Below are 17949 nucleotides of genomic sequence, written 5' to 3'. Positions count from 1 at the left end.
TCCTTGTGGTGAAAGGGCATGACTGAGAAGCCCGGCGACCCTGCCGGGCGTGGAGCGAGGTGGTTCAGCGCGGTTCGGGCAGGCCGGCGGCGAGCCGGTCGAACACGTCCCGGAGCAGGTCTTCCATCGGGCACGGCGGCTCGGTTCCGAGCCACTGCTGTGTGACGACGTTGAGCGCGGCGCCGACGACACCCGCGACGAGCTTCGGGTAGACGTCCGCCTCGACGTCGGTGCCCGTGCGCTCGGCGACGACCCGGGCGATCTCGGCTTCGCCCGCCGCCCCGGCTTTGTGGAACTCGCTCTGCAGTGCGGGTTCCGCGACCATCAGCCGGATCCCGGCCAGCCACGACTGGTCGGGGAGGCGTCCTTCGGTCTCACCGAGGGCGAACCCGGCCAGCGCGGCCGCGGTGATGGCCGCCCAGATCGGCTCGCCGGCCGGGCGTTCCCGGAGAGCCGCGGCGATCGCGCGGGACCGCTCGTGGTGGCGGGCCACGATGGCCTCGCCCTTGGTGGCGAAGTAGTTGCTGAAGGTCCGGGTGGACACCCCGGCCTCGGCGGCGATGTCCTCGATCCGGACCTGGGCGTACCCGCGTTCGACGGTCAACCGGATGGCCGCCCAGCTCAGCGCGATGCGCGTCTCCTGCTTCTTGCGCTCACGCAGCCCCTGGGCGTCCATGGGTCCACCATAGCGGAACTTGCAGATTCTGCAAAGTTGCAGAATCTGCACTTTGTTCATCACCGACCGGACGCGATGTCGGACATCGATCGCCTAAATCGTCGACGGGCGTCACACTGTTGTGTGACATCAGTCACCGGAGGTGTTGCGAGATGGTCTTGGGCGACAACGGAGTCACTCACAAGGTGGAACCGGACAGTGAGTCCGGAAAAGTGCAGGTACGGCGTGCGGCGATGGCGAGCGCCATCGGCACGACCATCGAGTGGTACGACTTCTTCCTCTACAACACCGCGGCGGCCTTGGTCTTCCCGCACCTGTTCTTCCCGTCGTCGAGTGCCTACGCGGGGGCCATGCAGTCGTTCGCGACCTACGCGGTCGGGTTCGCCGCCCGCCCGGTCGGCGCCGCGATCTTCGGGCACTGGGGCGACCGGATCGGCCGTAAGGCCACGCTGATCGTCACGCTGCTGCTGATGGGCGTCTCGTCGGGCATCGTCGGGATGCTGCCCGGGACCGCGGCCATCGGGTTCGCCGCGCCGCTGATCCTGGTGCTGCTGCGGCTGATCCAGGGCATCGCGATCGGCGGTGAGTGGAGCGGCTCGGTGCTGCTCGCGATGGAGTGGGGCGACCAGAAGAAGCGCGGGCTGCTCGGCAGTTTCGCGCAGATCGGCGTCCCGGTCGGGCTGGTGCTGGGCACGGGCGGGATGACGCTGCTGTCGGCCACCCTCTCCCCCGACGCGTTCGACTCGTGGGGCTGGCGGCTGCCGTTCCTGGCGAGCCTGATCCTGGTCGCGGTCGGCCTGGTGATCCGGCTGAAGATCCTCGAGACGCCGATGTTCGCGAAGCTGGTCAAGAACCAGCAGACGGCGCGGACGCCGGTGCTCGACGCGATCCGCCACCACTGGCGCGAAATCCTGCTCTCGGCCGGCGTGCGGTTCAGCGAGCAGATGCCGTTCTACCTCTTCACCAGCTACGTGCTGGTGTACGTCGTGTCGCGGCACGAGTTCAGCAAGACGTTCGTGCTCAACGCGGTCCTCGTCGGCGCCGCGTGCGAGCTGGCGATGATCCCGTTCTTCTCGGCGCTGTCGGACCGCATCGGCCGCAAGAAGGTGTACCTGACCGGGGCGGTGTTCACCGGCGTGATCGCGTTCCCGTACTTCACAATCCTGGCGCACGGCAACCACGCACTGGTGTTCGTCGCGGTCGTGGTGTCGTTCATCCCGCACGCGCTGCAGTACGGCCCGCAGGCGGCGCTGATCGGCGAGAGCTTCCCGACGCACCTGCGCTACGGCGGCGCGGGACTGGGCTACCAGCTGGCGTCGGTGTTCGCGGGCGGCCCGGCGCCGCTGCTGGCGACGTGGCTGCTGCACCAGACCGGGACGCCGTACTCGATTTCGGGCTACATCATCCTGTCGGCGGTGGTCACGGTGCTGTGCGTGATCTTCCTGAAGGACCGCTCGAAGGCCGACATCGACGACGTGACCGTCTACCAGCGCACCTGACGACACAACGAAAGAGGGCCTCCCACCGAAGCCGGTGGGAGGCCCTCTTCACGTGCGGATCAGCGGCGCTCGCTCGCGGCGATCGGTCCTCTCGGTCAGATCACCCTGAGATTTCGCGTATGGCATCAAGAGGCCATGGGATACCCGCCGAGTCCCCGCGTTCCTCGAACTCTTCTTCAGTGCATACCCAAACCACAGGGAAGTCTCGGCCACGCGTCGGCCCACTCGTCGCCCGCATTCGAACCGTTGCTCCGGTCGCGGTCACCGCTTCCACCAGCGCTCCTGCTGTTATTGCCATAGTTCCCATGCTTCGCACTGCCGTAGACCTAGGCAAGGATAATCTCCCTGCCACAGACTTGTGGCAGGAGCTTGTGGCAGCTACTCTCCTCTTGTGGCAGCTTAGATCTTGCCTGCCGGTAGGAGGCGAACCATGGACGAGCAGCAAGCAGTGTTCAAACCACCGTTCATGGCGTTCGCGACGCTGTGGAACTTCATCGAAGACCTCGCGAGCAGACCGTTGCCGCCGCAGATTGATCGCTCGATGATGAGCAACAAATCTGGTACGGATCAAGCAGGCTTGTTGTCAGCGCTTGCTAACTTCAAGCTGGTCGATGGTCAGCAGCGAGTTCAGCCGGAGCTGATCGCTCTGGCTGCCTCCGATCTCGACCAACGCAAGGCTGAGTTAGCGGCTCTTCTGCGTAAGTACTACACGGCAGCGGTGGAGCTCTCCGAGAAGCACGGAACCCATCAGCAACTCCAGGATTTGTTCAGAGAGACGTTTGGCCTGGACTCATCGGCAGACACAAGACGAAAGGCCATCACCTTCTTCTTGCATGCCGCACGAACAGCTGGACTGCAGGTCAGCGCCAACTTCCCTGTGACTCGAAGCGGCTCCGGTGCTCCAGGCGCACCGCGCGCGAAGAAGCCTCGCGCTCGCAAACCGGCTACACCGCCCCCCGTAGCACACGCCTCTGAGCAGGCGTCCGGGTCGGTCGGAGGCGTGACTGCATTCAGCACGGAGGTGAAGATTAAGGCTGGAACAGTCCGATTGACAGTAGATGTCAACCCACTTGAGCTTCGTGGCGATGATCGAAAGTTCTTCTTTGATCTGGTTGATCGCATGGAGGACTACGCGGCCAACGCGAGTGCCCCGCCCGCAGAGAAGGTAGCGGACAAAGACGCCGAAGGTGGGTTGACATGAGGAGGGACTAAGCCCCCGCCGCCAGCACCTTGACAGAGGAGCGGCGGGGGCCAAGCCGCACCGTGTCTGGGTCTGCTGTCACAGATCCCGGCACGGCTTGGCACGGGAGTTATACAACCCTCATGACACTTCTAACTCTACAGCCAGTATGTGAAGGGGGGCCTCCCACCGAAGCCGGTGGGAGGCCCTCTTCACGTGCGGATCAGCGGCGCGGGCCCTGGGGTCCGCCGAACGGGGGCTGCTGCGGGAACGGCCCGCTGCCCGGGTTCTGCGGTCCGCCGAACTGGCCCGGCGGCGGGGACTGCGGCGGCTGGCCCTGGTATCCGGCGCCCTGGTGCGGACCGGCCGGGGACTGCGGCTGCGGCAGCGGCTGGCCGCTCTGCGGCGTCGGCGGCTGCTGGGGCGCGGGTGTGACCTCGGTGCCGCGCTCCTCGTCCGCCTGCTCCAGCTCGGGCTGCTGCTGGACCGGACGCGGGATCGCCGGCCGCGCGGGCGGCGCGCCGGTCGGCACTCCGAGGGCCGGGACCTCCTGGCGGGCCACGGCTTCCGCGGCCGCGACAGCCTCCGCAACCTTCGGGTCGCTCTTCGTCTCGAACCAGCTCGAGACCTCTTCGTCCTCGAGCTCGGGCTTGGCCGGGACGTCGTCTTCCTTCGGTGGCTCATAGCGGAAGACGCCGTCGTCGCCGGGGGCGCCGAGGGCGCGGGCGAAGCCTTCGAGGGCCTTGCCGTAGTCGCTCGGGATCATCCAGACCTTGTTCGCGTCGCCCTGCGCCAGCTGCGGGAGGGTCTGCAGGTACTGGTAGGCCAGCACCTCCGGCGTCGGGCGGCCGGCCTTGATCGCAGCGAACACCTTTTCGATCGCCTTCGCCTGGCCCTGCGCCTGCAGGTACCGCGCGGCACGTTCACCCTGCGCCCGCAGGATGCGGGACTGCCGCTCGGCCTCGGCGGCGAGGATGGTGGCCTGGCGGGCACCTTCGGCGGAGAGGATCTGGCTCTGCTTCTGGCCTTCCGCGGTCTTGATCGCGGACTCCCGCTGACCTTCCGCGGTGAGGATCATGGCGCGCTTCTCACGGTCGGCGCGCATCTGCTTCTCCATCGAGTCCTGGATGGAGGGCGGCGGGTCGATCGCCTTGAGCTCGACGCGGCCGACGCGGATGCCCCAGCGGCCGGTCGCCTCGTCGAGCACGCCGCGCAGCTGCGTGTTGATCGAGTCGCGCGAGGTCAGCGTTTGCTCGAGGCTCATGCCACCGACCACGTTGCGGAGCGTGGTGGTGGTCAGCTGCTCGACACCGACGATGTAGTTCGAGATCTCGTACACCGCGGCGCGCGAGTCGGTGACCTGGAAGTACACGACGGTGTCGATCGACACCGTCAGGTTGTCCTCGGTGATGACCGGCTGCGGCGGGAACGAGACGACCTGCTCGCGCAGGTCGATCCGGGCGCGCACCTTGTCCAGGAACGGCACCAGGAAGGTCAGGCCCGGCGACGCCACCGTGCGGAACCGGCCCAGCCGCTCGATCACCGCCGACTGCGCCTGCGGAACGACCATGATCGCCTTGGCTACCGTGATGATCACGAAGAGAGCCAGTAAGACGACCACGACGATCGCTACTGTGGTGGTCAAGAGATCTTCCCCTTACCTAGTACCATTCTTGCGCGGTTGACGGTGTTCCGGGCGCCGCGGGCGGGCGCACCTCGAGCTTCAGCTCGCGAGTGGCGATTCCCCAGCGTCCTGTGGTGTCGTGCAGGACCGTCCACACTGTACGGTGCAGGTCCTCCGGTGCGGTGACGGCGCGCTCGGCCGTGGTCAGGCTCGCTTCCTGCCGCAACGCCGTGGTGGTCAGCTGTTCGATCGCGATCGCCGGGTTCATGATTTCGTACGTCGCCAGCTTCGGGTCGGTGACGGCAAAAATGACCTCGAATCCGATGTGGACTTCCCGGCCGTCGCCGGCTTCGATCGCCCGGGGCGGCGCGGACAGGATCTGCTCGCAGAGGTCGACGCGCGCCCGGACGGTGTCGGCGAACGGCACCACGAAGTGCCGGCCGGGGCCGAGCACGGCGCGGAAGCGGCCGCCGCGTTCGATCACCGCGGCCCGGCCCTCGGGAACGATGACGAGCCCCAGGCTCACGGCTCGGCCGACACTACGGCGGTGGCGCCCGAGATCTCGACGACCGTGACGGACGTGCCGGGCTGGATCGGCTCGTGGTGCTCCGAGAGGCTGCGGGCGGACCAGACGTCGCCGGCCAGTTTCACCTGCCCGGCCTCGTAGTCCACTGTGGACAGGACGACGGCGCGGGCGCCGATGAGGGCCTCGATGCCGGTGCGGTGGCCGGTGCCGGCGAGGAAGCGCCGCTTCAGCGCGGGCCGGACCAGCACGAGCATTCCGACCGAGGCGACGGCGAACACGGCGACGTCGATGAAGATGTTCCCGGTGAGCACGTCAGCTCCGGCGCCGAACAGCGCGCCGACGCCCAGCATGATCAGCACGAAGTCGCCGGAGAGGACTTCCGCGATCATCAGGGCGATGCCGACGATCAACCAGACCACTGCCCATGCCATGGCTTCATGCTCTCAGATCGCGCCGGTTCGCACCGGCGTAGTAACGGGACGTGACCTACGCGTGACCTTGGACAAATCAGACATTCAGCCCTCTTCCGCCGGCTCGGTGACGAAGTCGATGAGCCGTTCCACGGCCCCGATGAGCGGGGTCTCGAGGTCGCGGAAACTGCTCACCCCGTTCAGGACACGTTGCCAGCCTTCGTAAGGTTGCCCCCAGCCGAGCGCGTCGCAGATCCCCTGCTTCCACTCGGTGCCGCGCGGGATCTTCGGCCACGCCCTGATCCCGACCGCGGCGGGCCGCACGGCTTCCCAGACGTCGATGTAGGGGTGCCCGGTGACCAGCACGTTCTCGTCGTGGACGGCCTCGACGAGCCGGGACTCCTTGCTGCCGGGCACGAGGTGGTCGACGAGTACGCCGAGGCGCCGGCCGGGGCCGGTGCCGAACTCGGCGACGCGGTCGGAGAGCACGTCGACGCCGTCGAGGGGCTCCACGACGACGCCTTCGACGCGCAGGTCGTGACCCCAGACGCGTTCGACGAGCTCGGCGTCGTGCTTGCCCTCGACCCAGATGCGCGAGTCGCGGGCCACCCGCGCCTGCAGGCCCTGGACGCGCACGGACCCGGACGCCGACACCTGCTTGACCGGCGCCTTCACCGTCTTGACCGGCACCAGCGTGACCGGTTTGCCTTCGAGCAGGAAGCCGGCGGGTTCGAGCGGGAACACGCGGTGACGGCCCTTGGCGTCTTCGAGCACGACGTTGCCGTACTCGATCTTCACCACGGCGCCGCAGTAGCCGCTGGCCGGGTCCTCGACCACGAGACCGGGCTCGGCGGGGACCTCCGGCACCTTCTTGCGGCGCGGGCCGGCGAGCACGTCGTCATAGGAATGGGAGCGCACGACCCGGCACGCTAGTGGTCCCCGGTACCCGGACGGGTCATGCCACGCCGGTCAGCGCGCCAACTCCAGGACGGCGTCGGTGAACGGCGTCCGCTCGCCGCGGCGCAACGGCGACAGCGCGACCAGCGGGGCCATCGCGACGCACCAGGCCCGGACGCGCTCGGCGTCGAAGTCGGCCACGTGCGGGGCGAGGGCGGCGAGGCCGTCGTCGATCGTGCCGCCGCGCGCCATGGGGACGAACATCCAGTCGACGGCGTCGAGCGACGGGTCGCCGAATCCCGCGCGCGGGTCGATGGCGACGATGCCGCGGCCGGGTCCGGCGTCGAGGACGTTCGCCGGGTGGAGGTCGCCGTGGATAAGCGTGACCGGCCCGCTGGTGGCCAGCTCCATCGCGCGCTCGCGGCCCTTCGCCAGCACTTCGGCGCTCATGTGCTCGGCGGCCGGGGACTCGCGGCGACGGCGCTCCGAGAGCGTGAAGATGAATTCGATGCCGTCGGCCAGCCGTCCGAACTGTCCGACCGGCTCGACGGAATGCAGCTGGTCGAGCATTTCGCCGACCTCCGCCCACGGGACGTCACCGTCCAGCTGGGTGCCCGGGACCAGGCCCTCCAGCAGGATCGCGTTCGCGCCGAGGTCGGTGTCGAGCACGTTCACCACGCGGGGACGATCGGCCCACGCGTCGAGGGCTGCGGCTTCGGACTCGGCGACGGTGGCGTCGGGGGTGAGCTTGAGAACGCGCAGGTCACCGCGGGGGCCGGTGCACAGCAGGGTGCGGCCGGTGTTGCCGGGCCGGGCCTCACGGACTTCGAGGTGCCACTTCGCGGTGAGCCGGGCGACCAGGTCCGGGAGCGCGTCGCACCACGGCTCGGCCAGTTCCGCTCCGAAGCGGTCGACGAGCCGGGCGCGGGCCGCGTCGTCGATCAGAACAACGGCCACGGGATGGCGCGCCAGTCGTCGCCCGGTTCGGGGAAGATGCCTTCGGCCAGCAGCAGGTCGGTGCGTTCGGCCAGGGCCCGGATCTCGAACTTGGTGATGTGCTCGGCCAGCGTCTTGCCGAGGCCGCCGTCGATCTCCGACCGCAGCTTGCGCAGCTTCTCGACGGTGTCCGGCGGCACCGGCTCGCCGATCCAGCCCCAGAGCACGGTCCGCAGCTTGGGGTCGGTGTGCAGGCAGATGCCGTGGTCGACGCCGTAGACGCGGCCGTCGAAGCCGGGCAGCAGGTGCCCTCCCTTGCGGTCGGTGTTGTTGACGACGATGTCGAGCACGGCGAGGTCGCGCAGCCCCGGGTGGTCGGCGTGGGCCAGCACCGCGGGCTCGCCGAGCCGGTCGTGGGCGTGCAGCACGACGCGCCAGTCTGCGGGGAGGTCGTCGGGGGCGCGGACCTCGACGAGGTCGTCCTCGGTGGTCTCGATCCACAGCTGGACCATGCCGGGGCCGAACGGCCCGTCGCGCAGCACCGTCGGCGGGATCGCGCCGATGCCGGCGGCTTCGCTGATGATGGCGGTGGCGACTTCGCGGCCGGCGAGGGTGCCGTCGGGGAAGTCCCACAGCGGCCGCTCCCCCGACACCGGCTTGTACACGACGCGCCCGGTGACGCCGTCGAGCTCGATGGCGCAGAACAACGTCACGTTGGAGGCGTCGACCAAGCGGCCTTCGACGTCGATGCGGCCGTGGGTGACCAGCTCGCGGGACGCCGGGTCCGACGGATCCGGCTGTCCCGCCGGCGTGTCGGCCATGGTCAGTCTTCGTCCGCGTCGGTCTCGCGCCGGTAGCCGTTCTGCCGCGGGCAGATGTGCCCGTTCGGGTCGAGCGGCTCCCCACACAGGGGACACGGCTTGCGGCCGGCGTTGACGACGCGGTCGGCTCGCTCGGCGAAGGCGCGGGCGGCCGCCGGGGTGAGGAAGACGCGGACCGCGTCCGGGCCCTCCTCGGTGTCGTCGAGCACGACCGTCTCGTCGACCTCGCCCTCGGTGATGGCGAGCAGCTCGATGACGACGGCGCTGCTGTCGGCGTCCCAGCCGAGACCCATGGTGCCGACGCGGAACTCCTCCTCGACCGGGACGGTGAGGGGGTCGACGTCGAGCTGGTCGTCGGGGACGTCGTCGGGCACGTCGGCACCGAAGCGGCTGGCGACCTCCTCGAGCAGCGAGCTGAGCCGCTCCGCGAGGACGACGACCTGCTGCTTCTCGATGGCGACGCTGATGGTGCGCACGTCCTCGGAGGCCTGGAGGTAGAACGTGCGATCGCCGGGCTCGCCGACGGTGCCGGTGACGAACCGATCCGGCTGGCGGAAGACGTGGATTACGCGAGACATAGCAGTGTCGACCCTAGGCCACGGGCGCATGATCGGCATCCGCCGCCCCACCTTCGCGGGCCGCTAGCCTCTGGGGGTGTCTCGGATCTCCCCGTACGGAACCTGGTCCTCGCCCATCACCGCCGCCGAGGTGGCCGCCGCCGGTGGCGGCCCGCAGTGGCTCGACGTCGTCGGGGACGAGGTGTGGTGGGCCGAGGCGCGGCCGGGTGAGCAGGGCCGGGTCGCGCTGGTCCGGGCGGTGCCGGGGGGTACCGAGGACGTGCTGCCGGCACCGTGGAACGTCCGCAACCGGCTGCACGAGTACGGCGGCCGGCCCTGGGCGGTGGTGGCCGGTGTGGTGGTGTTCACGCACTGGGCGGATCAGCGCGTTTACGCGGTGAGCGAAACCGGTGTGGTGCCGCTGACACCCGCTCCCCCGGAGCCCCAAAGTGTCCGGTACGGCGACCTGCGGGCCGGGCGGCCCGGCGAGGTGTTCGCGGTCCGCGAACGCAGTGTCGGACCGCGGCCCACCGACGTCGAGCGGGAGCTGGTGGCGATCGCCCTCGACGGCGGCGCGGAGCGGGTCCTCGCCGCGAGTCACCGCTTCCTGACCGTGCCGAAGCTGTCGCCGGACGGGCGGCACGCGGCGTGGTTCGGCTGGGACCACCCGGCGATGCCGTGGGACGGGACCGAGCTGTGCGTGGCGCCGGTGGCCGAGGACGGGTCGTTCGGGCCGCACCGCGTGCTGGCCGGCGGCGAGAGCGTCTCGGTGTGCCAGGTCGAGTGGGAGACGCCGGAGACGCTGCTGGCACTGCTCGACCCGGACGGCTGGTGGAACCTGCACCGGATCGGGCTCGACGGGACGTCGGCGAACCTCGCGCCGGTCGAGCGGGAGCTGGGCGGGCCGCTGTGGAAGGTGGGCGCGCGCTGGTTCGCCCCGCTCGGCGGTGGCCGGCACGCGGTGCTGGCGTCGGGGCGGCTGGCCGTGCTCGACGAGGCGGACGGCTCGGTGACGCCCCTGGCCGAGGAGCTGACGGCGTGGTCGTCGACGGGGCTCGCGGTGTCCGGCGACGACGTCGTCGGGATCGCCGGCGGCCCGGTCCGCGAGGCGGCCGTGGTGCGGGTGACCCCCGGCGGCGCGGTGACCGATCTGACGCCGCAGCCGGAGCTGCCGGCGGCGTTCCTGCCGGTGCCGGAGGAGCGGGTGTTCACGACGGCGGACGGTGAGACCGTGCCGGTGGTGCTGTACCGGCCGGCGAACCCGGACTTCGAGGCGCCCGAGGGTGAGCTGCCGCCGCTGGTGGTGCACGTCCACGGCGGCCCGACCGGGCAGTACCTGCCGATGCTGGATCTGGAGCTGGCGTACTTCAGCAGCCGGGGTATCGCGGTGGCGGCGGTGAACTACGGCGGGTCGACCGGGTTCGGGCGGGCCTACCGGGAGCGGCTGCGGGAACAGTGGGGCGTGGTCGACGTCGCTGACTGCGTCGCGGTGGCCGAGGCGATGGTGACGGCCGGGCTGGCCGACGGCGGCCGGCTGGCGATCCGGGGCGGCAGCGCGGGCGGGTTCACCGCGGCGGCGTCGCTGACCACGACGAAGACCTACCGGGCGGGCACGGTGATGTACCCGGTGCTGGACCTGGCCGGGTGGACCGGCACCGAGGGCGACACGCACGACTTCGAGTCGCGCTACCTCGACGGGTTGGTCGGGCCGTTGCCCGCGGCGAGACAGCGGTACGTCGAGCGGTCGCCGCTGGCGAACTCGGCGTCGCTGGCCGGGCCGGTGCTGTTCCAGCAGGGGCTGGACGACCGGATCTGCCCGCCGGAGCAGGCGGACCGGTTCGTGGCCGGGTTGGAGGGGCGCGGGATTCCCTACGCCTACCAGCGGTTCCCCGGGGAGCAGCACGGGTTCCGGCAGGCCGCGACGATCGTGGCGGCGCTGGAGGCCGAGCTGTCGTTCTACGGTCAGGTGCTCGGGTTCGAGACGCCGGGCGTGGCGCGGCTGGAGCTGTCGCGATGAGGCCGCCGCGTCTGCGGGCGGGTGACACGGTCGCCCTGGTGGCGCCGGCCGGGCCGGTGCCGGCGGACCTGCTGGAGAAGGCGATCCCGGTGCTGCGCGGCTGGGGTGTCGAGCTGCGGATCGGGCCGTGCGTGCGGGCCGATCCGGGGTCGCCGCCCTATCTGTCCGGTTCGGACGCCGCGCGGGCGGCGGAGTTCACCGAGGCGTGGCTGGACCCGGGCGTGCGCTGCGTGCTGGCGGCGCGGGGCGGCTACGGCGTGCAGCGGATGCTGGACCTGGTGGACTGGGCCGCGCTGAAGGAGGCGGGCCCGAAGGTTTTGGCCGGGTCGTCGGACATCACCGCGTTGCACCGGGCGGTGGACGTCCACTTGGGACTGTCCAGTTTGTTCTCCCCGATGCCGGCGAGCGTACTGTTCGACGACTTCGCGGTGGAGCACCTGCGGCGGTCCCTGTTCGACCCCGAGCGGAACCTGGTGGTGCGCGGCGGTTCGACGCTGGTGCCGGGCCGGGCGTCGGGGAGGCTGACCGGCGGGAACCTGTCGCTGCTGGCGGCCGGGCTGGGGACGCCGGAGCAGGGGTCGGCGCGGGACGCGGTGGTGCTGCTGGAGGACGTCACCGAGAGCGTCTACCGGCTGGACCGGATGCTGACGCAGCTGCTGCGCGGCGGCTGGTTCGCCGGGGTCCGCGGGATCGTGCTGGGTTCGTGGGCGGCGTGCGGCGATCCCGCCGAGGTCCGCGCGCTGCTGCTGGAACGGCTGGGGCCGTTGGGGGTGCCGATGGTGGAGGAGTTCGGGTTCGGGCACGTGGCGTCGTCGCCGACGTTGCCGCTGGAGGTCCCGGTGACCCTGGACGCGGACCTGGCGACGTTGACGTTCGACGCTCCGGCGCTGACATGACTCCGGAAGAGGCTCGTTCGCGGTTCGCCTCGGCGAGGGTCGCGCGGCTGGCGACGGCGTCCGCGGCCGGGGTGCCGCACCTGGTGCCGGTGACGTTCGCGGTGCACGGCGACGAGGTGGTGTTCGCGGTGGACCACAAACCGAAGTCTTCCGTGGCGCTGCGGCGGCTGGCGAACATCGCGGAGAACCCGGCGGTGTGCTTCCTGGCCGACGGCTACGACGAGGACTGGTCGCGGCTGTGGTGGGCCCGCGCGGACGGCACCGCGCGGGTGCTGCCCCCGGGTGCCGAGCCGGTTTCGTGGCTGGTGGCGAAGTACGAGCAGTACGCGGAGCGGCCGCCGGAGCACGCGGTGGTGGTGACGGAGATCCACAAGTGGGGTGGTTGGTCGGGCTCGGCCTGAATTCGCTACCCGACAGTGGGCTGGCGTGGCATCGTCCGGCCATGGCTTACGAGGAGCGGGAGCACGCCGGGCGCTTCTACGGGGTGCAGTTCATGTACGCCGTGCCGGAAGACGCCTGGTTCGTCGAGCTGACCGACGTCACATCCGGTTGCATGATCATGACGGGAGTCGTGCCCGACGAGGACCCGTCAGTGGAGCCGACCGTGCGCGTGCACGCACCGGAGGAGTACCGCATCCCGCACGAGATCATGGTGTGGTTCATGGCGAAGGTCGACGAGGAGATCGCGCGCAGCCGCCCCGCCTAGGAGGAACTGCGTACGCAGGCCGCGCCCTAGTCGCGGAGGAACTTCTCCGGGCGGCGCCACGCGTCGATGATGCCCAGCGGGTCCGGGCGCAGCAGCGAAGCCGCCGAGTACAGGCTCGCCACCACCACCAGCGCGATGAACCACCAGTCGTAGAGGGCCTGCTCGCCGGTCGGGTAGTAGACCAGCGTCACGAACACCGACACCGCCACCACCAGCGCGAGGTGGCGGGGCTGCCACTTGAACGCCGACAGGAGCACGAAACCCCAGGTCAGGTACCACGGAAGGGTTGGCGGCATGAGGATCGCCACCGCGAGCAGCGAGATGCCGGCCCGGTAGACCGCCTCCGTGCCGCCGCCGCGGCCGAGCCACCACTGGCGGGCGCCGAAGCCGATCAGGAGGAGCATGCCGGCCGCGCGGGCGACCGTGACGAACGGCGACACCTGGACGTCCACCACGATGTGGACCAGGTTGTAGAACACCTCGCCGATACCCGTCGGGATGTTCAGCCAGTTCGCGATGAGCTGCGGGGCCTTGAGCCCGGACCACCAGCCGAGGTTCAACGACCCCAGCGAGATCCACGTGCCGGCGACGAACACCGGGAGGAACAGGCCCACCGACGCCGCTCCGGCGCGCAGGAAGTTGCGGACCTTGGACTCGCCGGGCAGGTGGTTGGCCCACATCCAGACGATGAACGGCAGCGCGATCGCGGCCGTCGGCTTGATCAGCATGCCGATCGTCACCAGGACGACCGCGACGACGTGCTTCTTCTCCAGTGCGGCCAGGACGCCGATGGTGAGGAACGCGAGCATCATCAGGTCGTTGTGCGGGCCGCCGAAGAGGTGGATCACCATCATCGGGCTGGCCACCGCGAGCCACAGCGCCACCGGGAGCTTGCCGCCGAGGTGCTTGACCAGGCGCGGGAGCGCCCACAGCGTGCCGACCAGGCCGACCAGCAGGACCAGGCGCATGAGGATGACGCCGAGGATCATGTTGTCGCCGCTGACCGAGACGACGGCCTTGGAGATCAGCAGGAACAGCGGCCCGTACGGGGCGGGCGTGGTCTGCCAGAGCGGGTGGACGTTCTGCACGACGTTCGGCAGCACGTCGAGCTCGGCGGGGCCGTTGGCGTACGGGTCGAGCCCATAGAGCAGCTGGGCGCCCTGGCCGAGGTAGGAGAAGACGTCGCGGGTGAACAGCGGGGGCGAAATGAGCAGCGGCGCCATCCAGCAGCCCGCGGCGACGAGGATCGGGCGGCTGCCGACGCGGCCCTGCAGCACGTAGCGGCCGAGCCGGACCCACGCCCACACGACGAGGCCGAAGCCGGTGTAGAGGACGGCGTTGGCGAGCATGCGACCGTGGCCGTAGCGGATCCACGAGAGCGGGCCGTGGCCGAGCACGGGGTCCTTGATCAGGATGCCGCCGGCGCCGAAGGCGGCGATCATGAGCAGGGTGCTGCCGACCGTGCCCATCGCGATCGTGCGGTAGGGGAATCGCGAGGGCGTGAGAAGCCGCTCGGCCAGCGTGGTCGAGGGCGTCTGCGCGGGGTCGGTGGTGGTCGCCATTTCCGTTCGGAGGTTACACACTGCGCTGAAGCGGGCTTCCCGCAGTATCAGTTTTTCGACGTCACGTCGCGGTCAGTTCGCGACGGTGCGGCGCTGGGCGGTGCCGCCGGGCAGGGCGGCCAGCAGGGACTTCGTGTAATCGTGCCGCGGGTCGAGCAGGACCTGTTCCACCGTCCCGGTTTCGACGAGCTCGCCGCGGTACATCACGGCGACGCGGTCGGCGATGTTCCAGGCGAGACCCAGGTCGTGGGTGATCACCAGGGCGGCGAGGCCGAGCTCGCGGCGCAGCCTCAGCAGCAGTCCGAGGATCTCGCCGCGGACGGACGCGTCGAGGGACGCGACCGGTTCGTCGGCCACCACCACCGACGGTTCCAGCGCCAGTGCCCCGGCGATGACGACGCGCTGCCGCTGGCCGCCGGAGAGCTGGTGCGGGAGCCGGTCGGCGTACTTCCCGGCGGGCCGCAGCTCGGCGGCCTCCAGTGCCCGGTGGACGACGGCGCGCTCGTCGGCGAGCTTGTGGATGCGAGGGCCTTCCGCGACGGCCTCGTAAACCGTGTGGGCCGGGTTCAGCGCGCTGGTCGGGTCCTGCAGCACCAGCTGGACCTGCCGGCGGTAGGCCTTGAGGCCCGCGCCGCCGGACGGGACCGGGTTCCCGGCGTAGCGGACCACTCCGGAGTCGGGTTTCTGCAGGCCGAGCAGGGTGCGGGCCAGCGTCGTCTTGCCGGAGCCGGACTGCCCGACCAGCGCGACGATCTCGTCGCGGGCGATGGCCAGGTCGACCCCGGCGACGGCGTCGATCCGCTTGCCGGTGCGGTCGCGGAAGGACACTCGCAGGTTCTCCGCGGCCAGCAGCGGTTCGCCGCCCGGGGCGCGGTCCGCGGGCTCGGGCGGGAGGGGGTTGCTGGTGGCCGGGGCGAAGCGCGACACCGGGTCGCCGACCGTCGGGAACGCCGCGGCGAGCGCCCGGGTGTGCTCGTGCTTCGGCGAGCCCATCACCTCGGCGCTGGGGCCTTCTTCGACGATCTGCCCGTCGTACATCACGGCGATGCGCCGGCAGGTGGCCGCCAGCACGGACAGGTCGTGGCTGATCATGATCAGGCCGATGTCCTGCTCGGCGACCAGCCGGGAGAGCAGGTCGAGGACCTGGGCCTGGACGATGACGTCGAGGGCGGTGGTGGGCTCGTCGGCGATGATCAGCCGGGGCGAGCAGGCCAGTGCCATCGCGATCATGACGCGCTGTTTCTGCCCGCCCGACAGCTCGTGGGGGTAGGCGCCGGCGCGGCCCGAGGGCAGGTCGACCTGGGTGAGCAGCTCGGCGACCCGCGCGTCGACTTCGGCGTCGGTGAGCGCCTTCCCGGAGGGCGGGTGCAGCCGCAGCGGCTCGGCGATCTGGTCGCCGATCTTGCGGACCGGGTTGAGGGCGTGCATGGCGCCCTGGAACACCACGGACGCCTCGGCCCAGCGGACCGCGCGCAGCCGGCCCCACTTCATGGCCGTGACGTCTTCGCCGTCGAGGAAGATCTCGCCGGTGATCTTCGCCGTGTGCGGCAGCAGGCGCAGGACGCTCATCGCGACGGTGGACTTGCCCGACCCCGACTCCCCCGCGACGCCGAGGGTGCCGCCGGGGTCGAGGGTGAGGCCGACCCCGCGCACGGCGGGCACGTCCTGCTCGCCGACCGCGTAGGTGACGGTGAGGTCCTTGAGCTGCAGCAGCGGGGTGGTCACTTCTTCAACCTCGGGTTGAGCACGGTCTCCAATCCCCGGCCGACCAGGGTGAAGAAGAGGACGACGAGGACGATCGCGATGCCCGGCGGGAGCACGTTCCACCAGGCGCCGCGGCTGATGGCGCCGTTGTTGAGCGCGTCTTCCAGCACCTTGCCCCAGCTGACGGCGTTGGCGTCACCGACGCCGAGGAACGACAGGGTCGCGTCGGCGATGACGGCGTTGCCGACCACGAGCGTGGTGTTGGCCAGCACGAGCGGCATGACGCCGGGCAGGACGTGCTTGCCGATCACGTGCAGGTGGCCGCCGCCGAGGGCGTGGGACCGCTCGATGTACGGCCGGCTCTCGATGGTCAGCGTCTGCGCCCGGACCAGCCGGGCGGTGCTGGGCCAGGCGGTGAGGCCGATGGCGACGATGATCGTGCCGACGCCCTTGGGCAGCACCGCCGACAGTGCGATCGCGAGGATCAGCGACGGCAGGACCAGGAAGAAGTCGGTGAACCGCAGCAGCGTGGCCGACACCCAGCCGCCGAAGTGCGCGGCGGTGATCCCGATGAGCGTGCCGATGATGACCGACAGCAGCGCCGCGGAGAACCCGACGAGCAGGGAGATCCGGCTGCCCCAGACGGTCATCAGCAGCACCGACCGGCCGAAGTTGTCGGTGCCGAGCCAGAAGTCGGCGGTGGGCGGGGACAGCGGCTGCCCGGTGGCCTTGGTGACGTCGAGGCCGCTTTCGTCGCTGATCAGCGGCAGCAGCAGCGCGACGACGACGGTGGCGCCGAGCAGGATCAGCCCGACGAGCGCGGCGCGCTGCCCGGCGAACTCCCGCCAGGTGCGGGCGATCGAGGCGCGCCGTCGGCTCCACGCGATCTGCCGCGGTGTCTCGGCGGTGGTCATGAGGTACGCACCCTCGGGTCGAGCACGCGGTAGAGCAGCTCCGCGAGCAGGTTCATCAGCACCACTGCGCTGGCCAGGACGGTGAACACGCCCTGCAGCACCGGCAGGTCGGGCCCGTGCAGCGCGTCGTAGGTCAGCTGCCCGAGGCCGGGCCAGCTGAACACGGCCTCGACGGTGACCGCGCCGGCGACGACCTGGCCGAACTGCATGAACACCAGCGTGGTGGTCGGCAGCAGGGCGTTGGGGACGGCGTGGCGCTTGCGGACGAGGTCGTCGCGCAGGCCCTTGGCGCGGGCGGTGGTGAGGTAGTCGGCGTTCATCTCCCCCAGCAGCGACGACCGCATGATCAGCATGTACTGGGCGTAGAACACCGCCAGCAGCGTCACGCACGGCAGCACCAGGTGGTGCAGGACGTCGAGGGTCTGGGAGAGGACGTCGGGCGCGGCGTCCGGGGAGTGCATGCCCCGGCTGGGGAACAGGCCGTTGGTGACGACGAGCAGCATCAGGCCGAGCCAGAACTGCGGGACCGACCACAGGGTCAGCGCGATCCCGGTCTGGGTGCGGTCGAAGAGGCTGTCGCGGCGCCAGGCGGCGCGGATGCCCAGCCAGAGGCCGATGATGACGGCGAGGATGGTGGCGCTGCCGACGAGCAGGATGGTCGGCCAGAGCCGTTCGCCGATCATGTCGGCGACCGGGCGGCCGTTGTTGAGCAGCCGGGACTCGCCGAGGTCGCCGTGCAGCAGGTCCCAGAAGTACTGGCCGAACTGGACGAAGACGGGCTTGTCGACGCCCATCTGCGCGCGCAGCTCGGCGATCTGCTGGGGGCTGGTGGCGCGGTCGCGGGTCATGGCGGCGACCGGGTCGCCGGGCAGCATGCGGAAGAGGAAGAAGAACAGCACGACCACCAGCACGACGCTGATGACCGCTTCGAGGATCTTCTTGAGCACGAACCGGGCGGTGCCGGTCCCGCCGCGGTGCTCGTCGGGGTCGACGAGCACCGCGGCTTGTTCGGGGGCGGTCATGC

At 70.5% G+C, this 17949-nt stretch carries 18 protein-coding genes; 6 read left to right on the top strand and 12 right to left on the bottom strand.

What is annotated here, in order from left to right; translation table 11 throughout:
* Positions 1-64 precede the first annotated feature (64 nt).
* Positions 65-676 (bottom strand): TetR/AcrR family transcriptional regulator, encoded by a 612-nt coding sequence (locus ACZ7PG_RS38600; RefSeq protein WP_470244136.1) that lies wholly within the window; start codon positions 674-676, stop codon positions 65-67.
* Positions 677-828: 152 nt separating this feature from the next.
* Here ACZ7PG_RS38600 and ACZ7PG_RS38595 point away from each other — a divergent pair, with 152 nt between their 5' ends.
* Entirely contained in the window at positions 829-2175 is a 1347-nt protein-coding gene (locus tag ACZ7PG_RS38595; RefSeq protein ID WP_470244135.1) for an MFS transporter, read from the top strand.
* A 430-nt stretch (positions 2176-2605) separates the two neighbouring features.
* On the top strand, positions 2606-3376 hold the full coding sequence (locus ACZ7PG_RS38590) for a hypothetical protein (protein ID WP_470244134.1): 771 nt from the start codon (positions 2606-2608) through the stop codon (positions 3374-3376).
* 202 nt (positions 3377-3578) lie between these two features.
* Here ACZ7PG_RS38590 and ACZ7PG_RS38585 read toward each other — a convergent pair whose 3' ends face one another.
* The 7 genes from ACZ7PG_RS38585 to ACZ7PG_RS38555 form a co-directional block, all read right to left on the bottom strand.
* Entirely contained in the window at positions 3579-4925 is a 1347-nt protein-coding gene (locus ACZ7PG_RS38585) for an SPFH domain-containing protein (RefSeq protein ID WP_470244717.1), read from the bottom strand.
* Between the two features lie 91 nt (positions 4926-5016).
* Positions 5017-5505: an SPFH domain-containing protein gene (locus ACZ7PG_RS38580; RefSeq protein ID WP_470244133.1), complete on the bottom strand. Its 489-nt coding sequence runs from the start codon at positions 5503-5505 to the stop codon at positions 5017-5019.
* Positions 5502-5936, bottom strand: a complete 435-nt coding sequence (locus ACZ7PG_RS38575; RefSeq protein ID WP_470244132.1) for an NfeD family protein — start codon at positions 5934-5936, stop codon at positions 5502-5504. The genes ACZ7PG_RS38580 and ACZ7PG_RS38575 overlap by 4 nt, the downstream gene beginning before the upstream one ends.
* 84 nt (positions 5937-6020) lie before the next feature.
* Positions 6021-6833, bottom strand: coding sequence for a DUF3097 domain-containing protein (locus ACZ7PG_RS38570; protein ID WP_470244131.1), 813 nt, complete (start codon positions 6831-6833; stop codon positions 6021-6023).
* A 51-nt stretch (positions 6834-6884) separates the two neighbouring features.
* Positions 6885-7769 carry a phosphotransferase gene (locus tag ACZ7PG_RS38565; RefSeq protein WP_470244130.1) on the bottom strand — a complete coding sequence of 295 codons (885 nt, stop codon included), beginning with the start codon at positions 7767-7769 and terminating at the stop codon, positions 6885-6887.
* Entirely contained in the window at positions 7754-8569 is an 816-nt protein-coding gene (locus ACZ7PG_RS38560; protein WP_470244129.1) for an SCO1664 family protein, read from the bottom strand. The genes ACZ7PG_RS38565 and ACZ7PG_RS38560 overlap by 16 nt, the downstream gene beginning before the upstream one ends.
* A 2-nt stretch (positions 8570-8571) precedes the next feature.
* Positions 8572-9147 carry a DUF3090 domain-containing protein gene (locus ACZ7PG_RS38555; protein WP_470244128.1) on the bottom strand — a complete coding sequence of 192 codons (576 nt, stop codon included), beginning with the start codon at positions 9145-9147 and terminating at the stop codon, positions 8572-8574.
* Between the two features lie 76 nt (positions 9148-9223).
* On the opposite strand from ACZ7PG_RS38555, the gene ACZ7PG_RS38550 reads away from it, so the two are divergent.
* The 4 genes from ACZ7PG_RS38550 to ACZ7PG_RS38535 are packed head-to-tail and all read left to right on the top strand — an operon-like array spanning position 9224 to position 12745.
* Entirely contained in the window at positions 9224-11143 is a 1920-nt protein-coding gene (locus ACZ7PG_RS38550) for a prolyl oligopeptidase family serine peptidase (protein WP_470244127.1), read from the top strand.
* Positions 11140-12039: a S66 peptidase family protein gene (locus tag ACZ7PG_RS38545; protein ID WP_470244126.1), complete on the top strand. Its 900-nt coding sequence runs from the start codon at positions 11140-11142 to the stop codon at positions 12037-12039. Before ACZ7PG_RS38550 ends, ACZ7PG_RS38545 begins: the two co-directional genes overlap by 4 nt.
* Complete coding sequence (locus ACZ7PG_RS38540) at positions 12036-12440, top strand: TIGR03668 family PPOX class F420-dependent oxidoreductase (RefSeq protein WP_470244125.1); 405 nt, start codon at positions 12036-12038, stop codon at positions 12438-12440. Before ACZ7PG_RS38545 ends, ACZ7PG_RS38540 begins: the two co-directional genes overlap by 4 nt.
* Before the next feature lie 41 nt (positions 12441-12481).
* Positions 12482-12745: a hypothetical protein gene (locus ACZ7PG_RS38535; RefSeq protein WP_470244124.1), complete on the top strand. Its 264-nt coding sequence runs from the start codon at positions 12482-12484 to the stop codon at positions 12743-12745.
* Positions 12746-12771: 26 nt separating this feature from the next.
* Here the strand turns inward: ACZ7PG_RS38535 and mptB are convergent, their stop codons facing one another.
* The 4 genes from mptB to ACZ7PG_RS38515 all read right to left on the bottom strand — a co-directional run bounded on the left by mptB (position 12772) and on the right by ACZ7PG_RS38515 (position 17947).
* Positions 12772-14307: a polyprenol phosphomannose-dependent alpha 1,6 mannosyltransferase MptB gene (mptB, locus tag ACZ7PG_RS38530; protein WP_470244123.1), complete on the bottom strand. Its 1536-nt coding sequence runs from the start codon at positions 14305-14307 to the stop codon at positions 12772-12774.
* Positions 14308-14379: 72 nt separating this feature from the next.
* Positions 14380-16032 (bottom strand): nickel ABC transporter ATP-binding protein NikE, encoded by a 1653-nt coding sequence (nikE, locus tag ACZ7PG_RS38525; protein ID WP_470244122.1) that lies wholly within the window; start codon positions 16030-16032, stop codon positions 14380-14382.
* Entirely contained in the window at positions 16029-16925 is an 897-nt protein-coding gene (locus ACZ7PG_RS38520; protein ID WP_470244121.1) for an ABC transporter permease, read from the bottom strand. The genes nikE and ACZ7PG_RS38520 overlap by 4 nt, the downstream gene beginning before the upstream one ends.
* Positions 16922-17947: an ABC transporter permease gene (locus ACZ7PG_RS38515; protein WP_470244120.1), complete on the bottom strand. Its 1026-nt coding sequence runs from the start codon at positions 17945-17947 to the stop codon at positions 16922-16924. Before ACZ7PG_RS38515 ends, ACZ7PG_RS38520 begins: the two co-directional genes overlap by 4 nt.
* Positions 17948-17949: the final 2 nt, after the last annotated feature.

The organism is Amycolatopsis sp. NPDC114504 (assembly GCF_055633595.1).
This window is presented reverse-complemented; position numbering and strand designations above follow the sequence as displayed.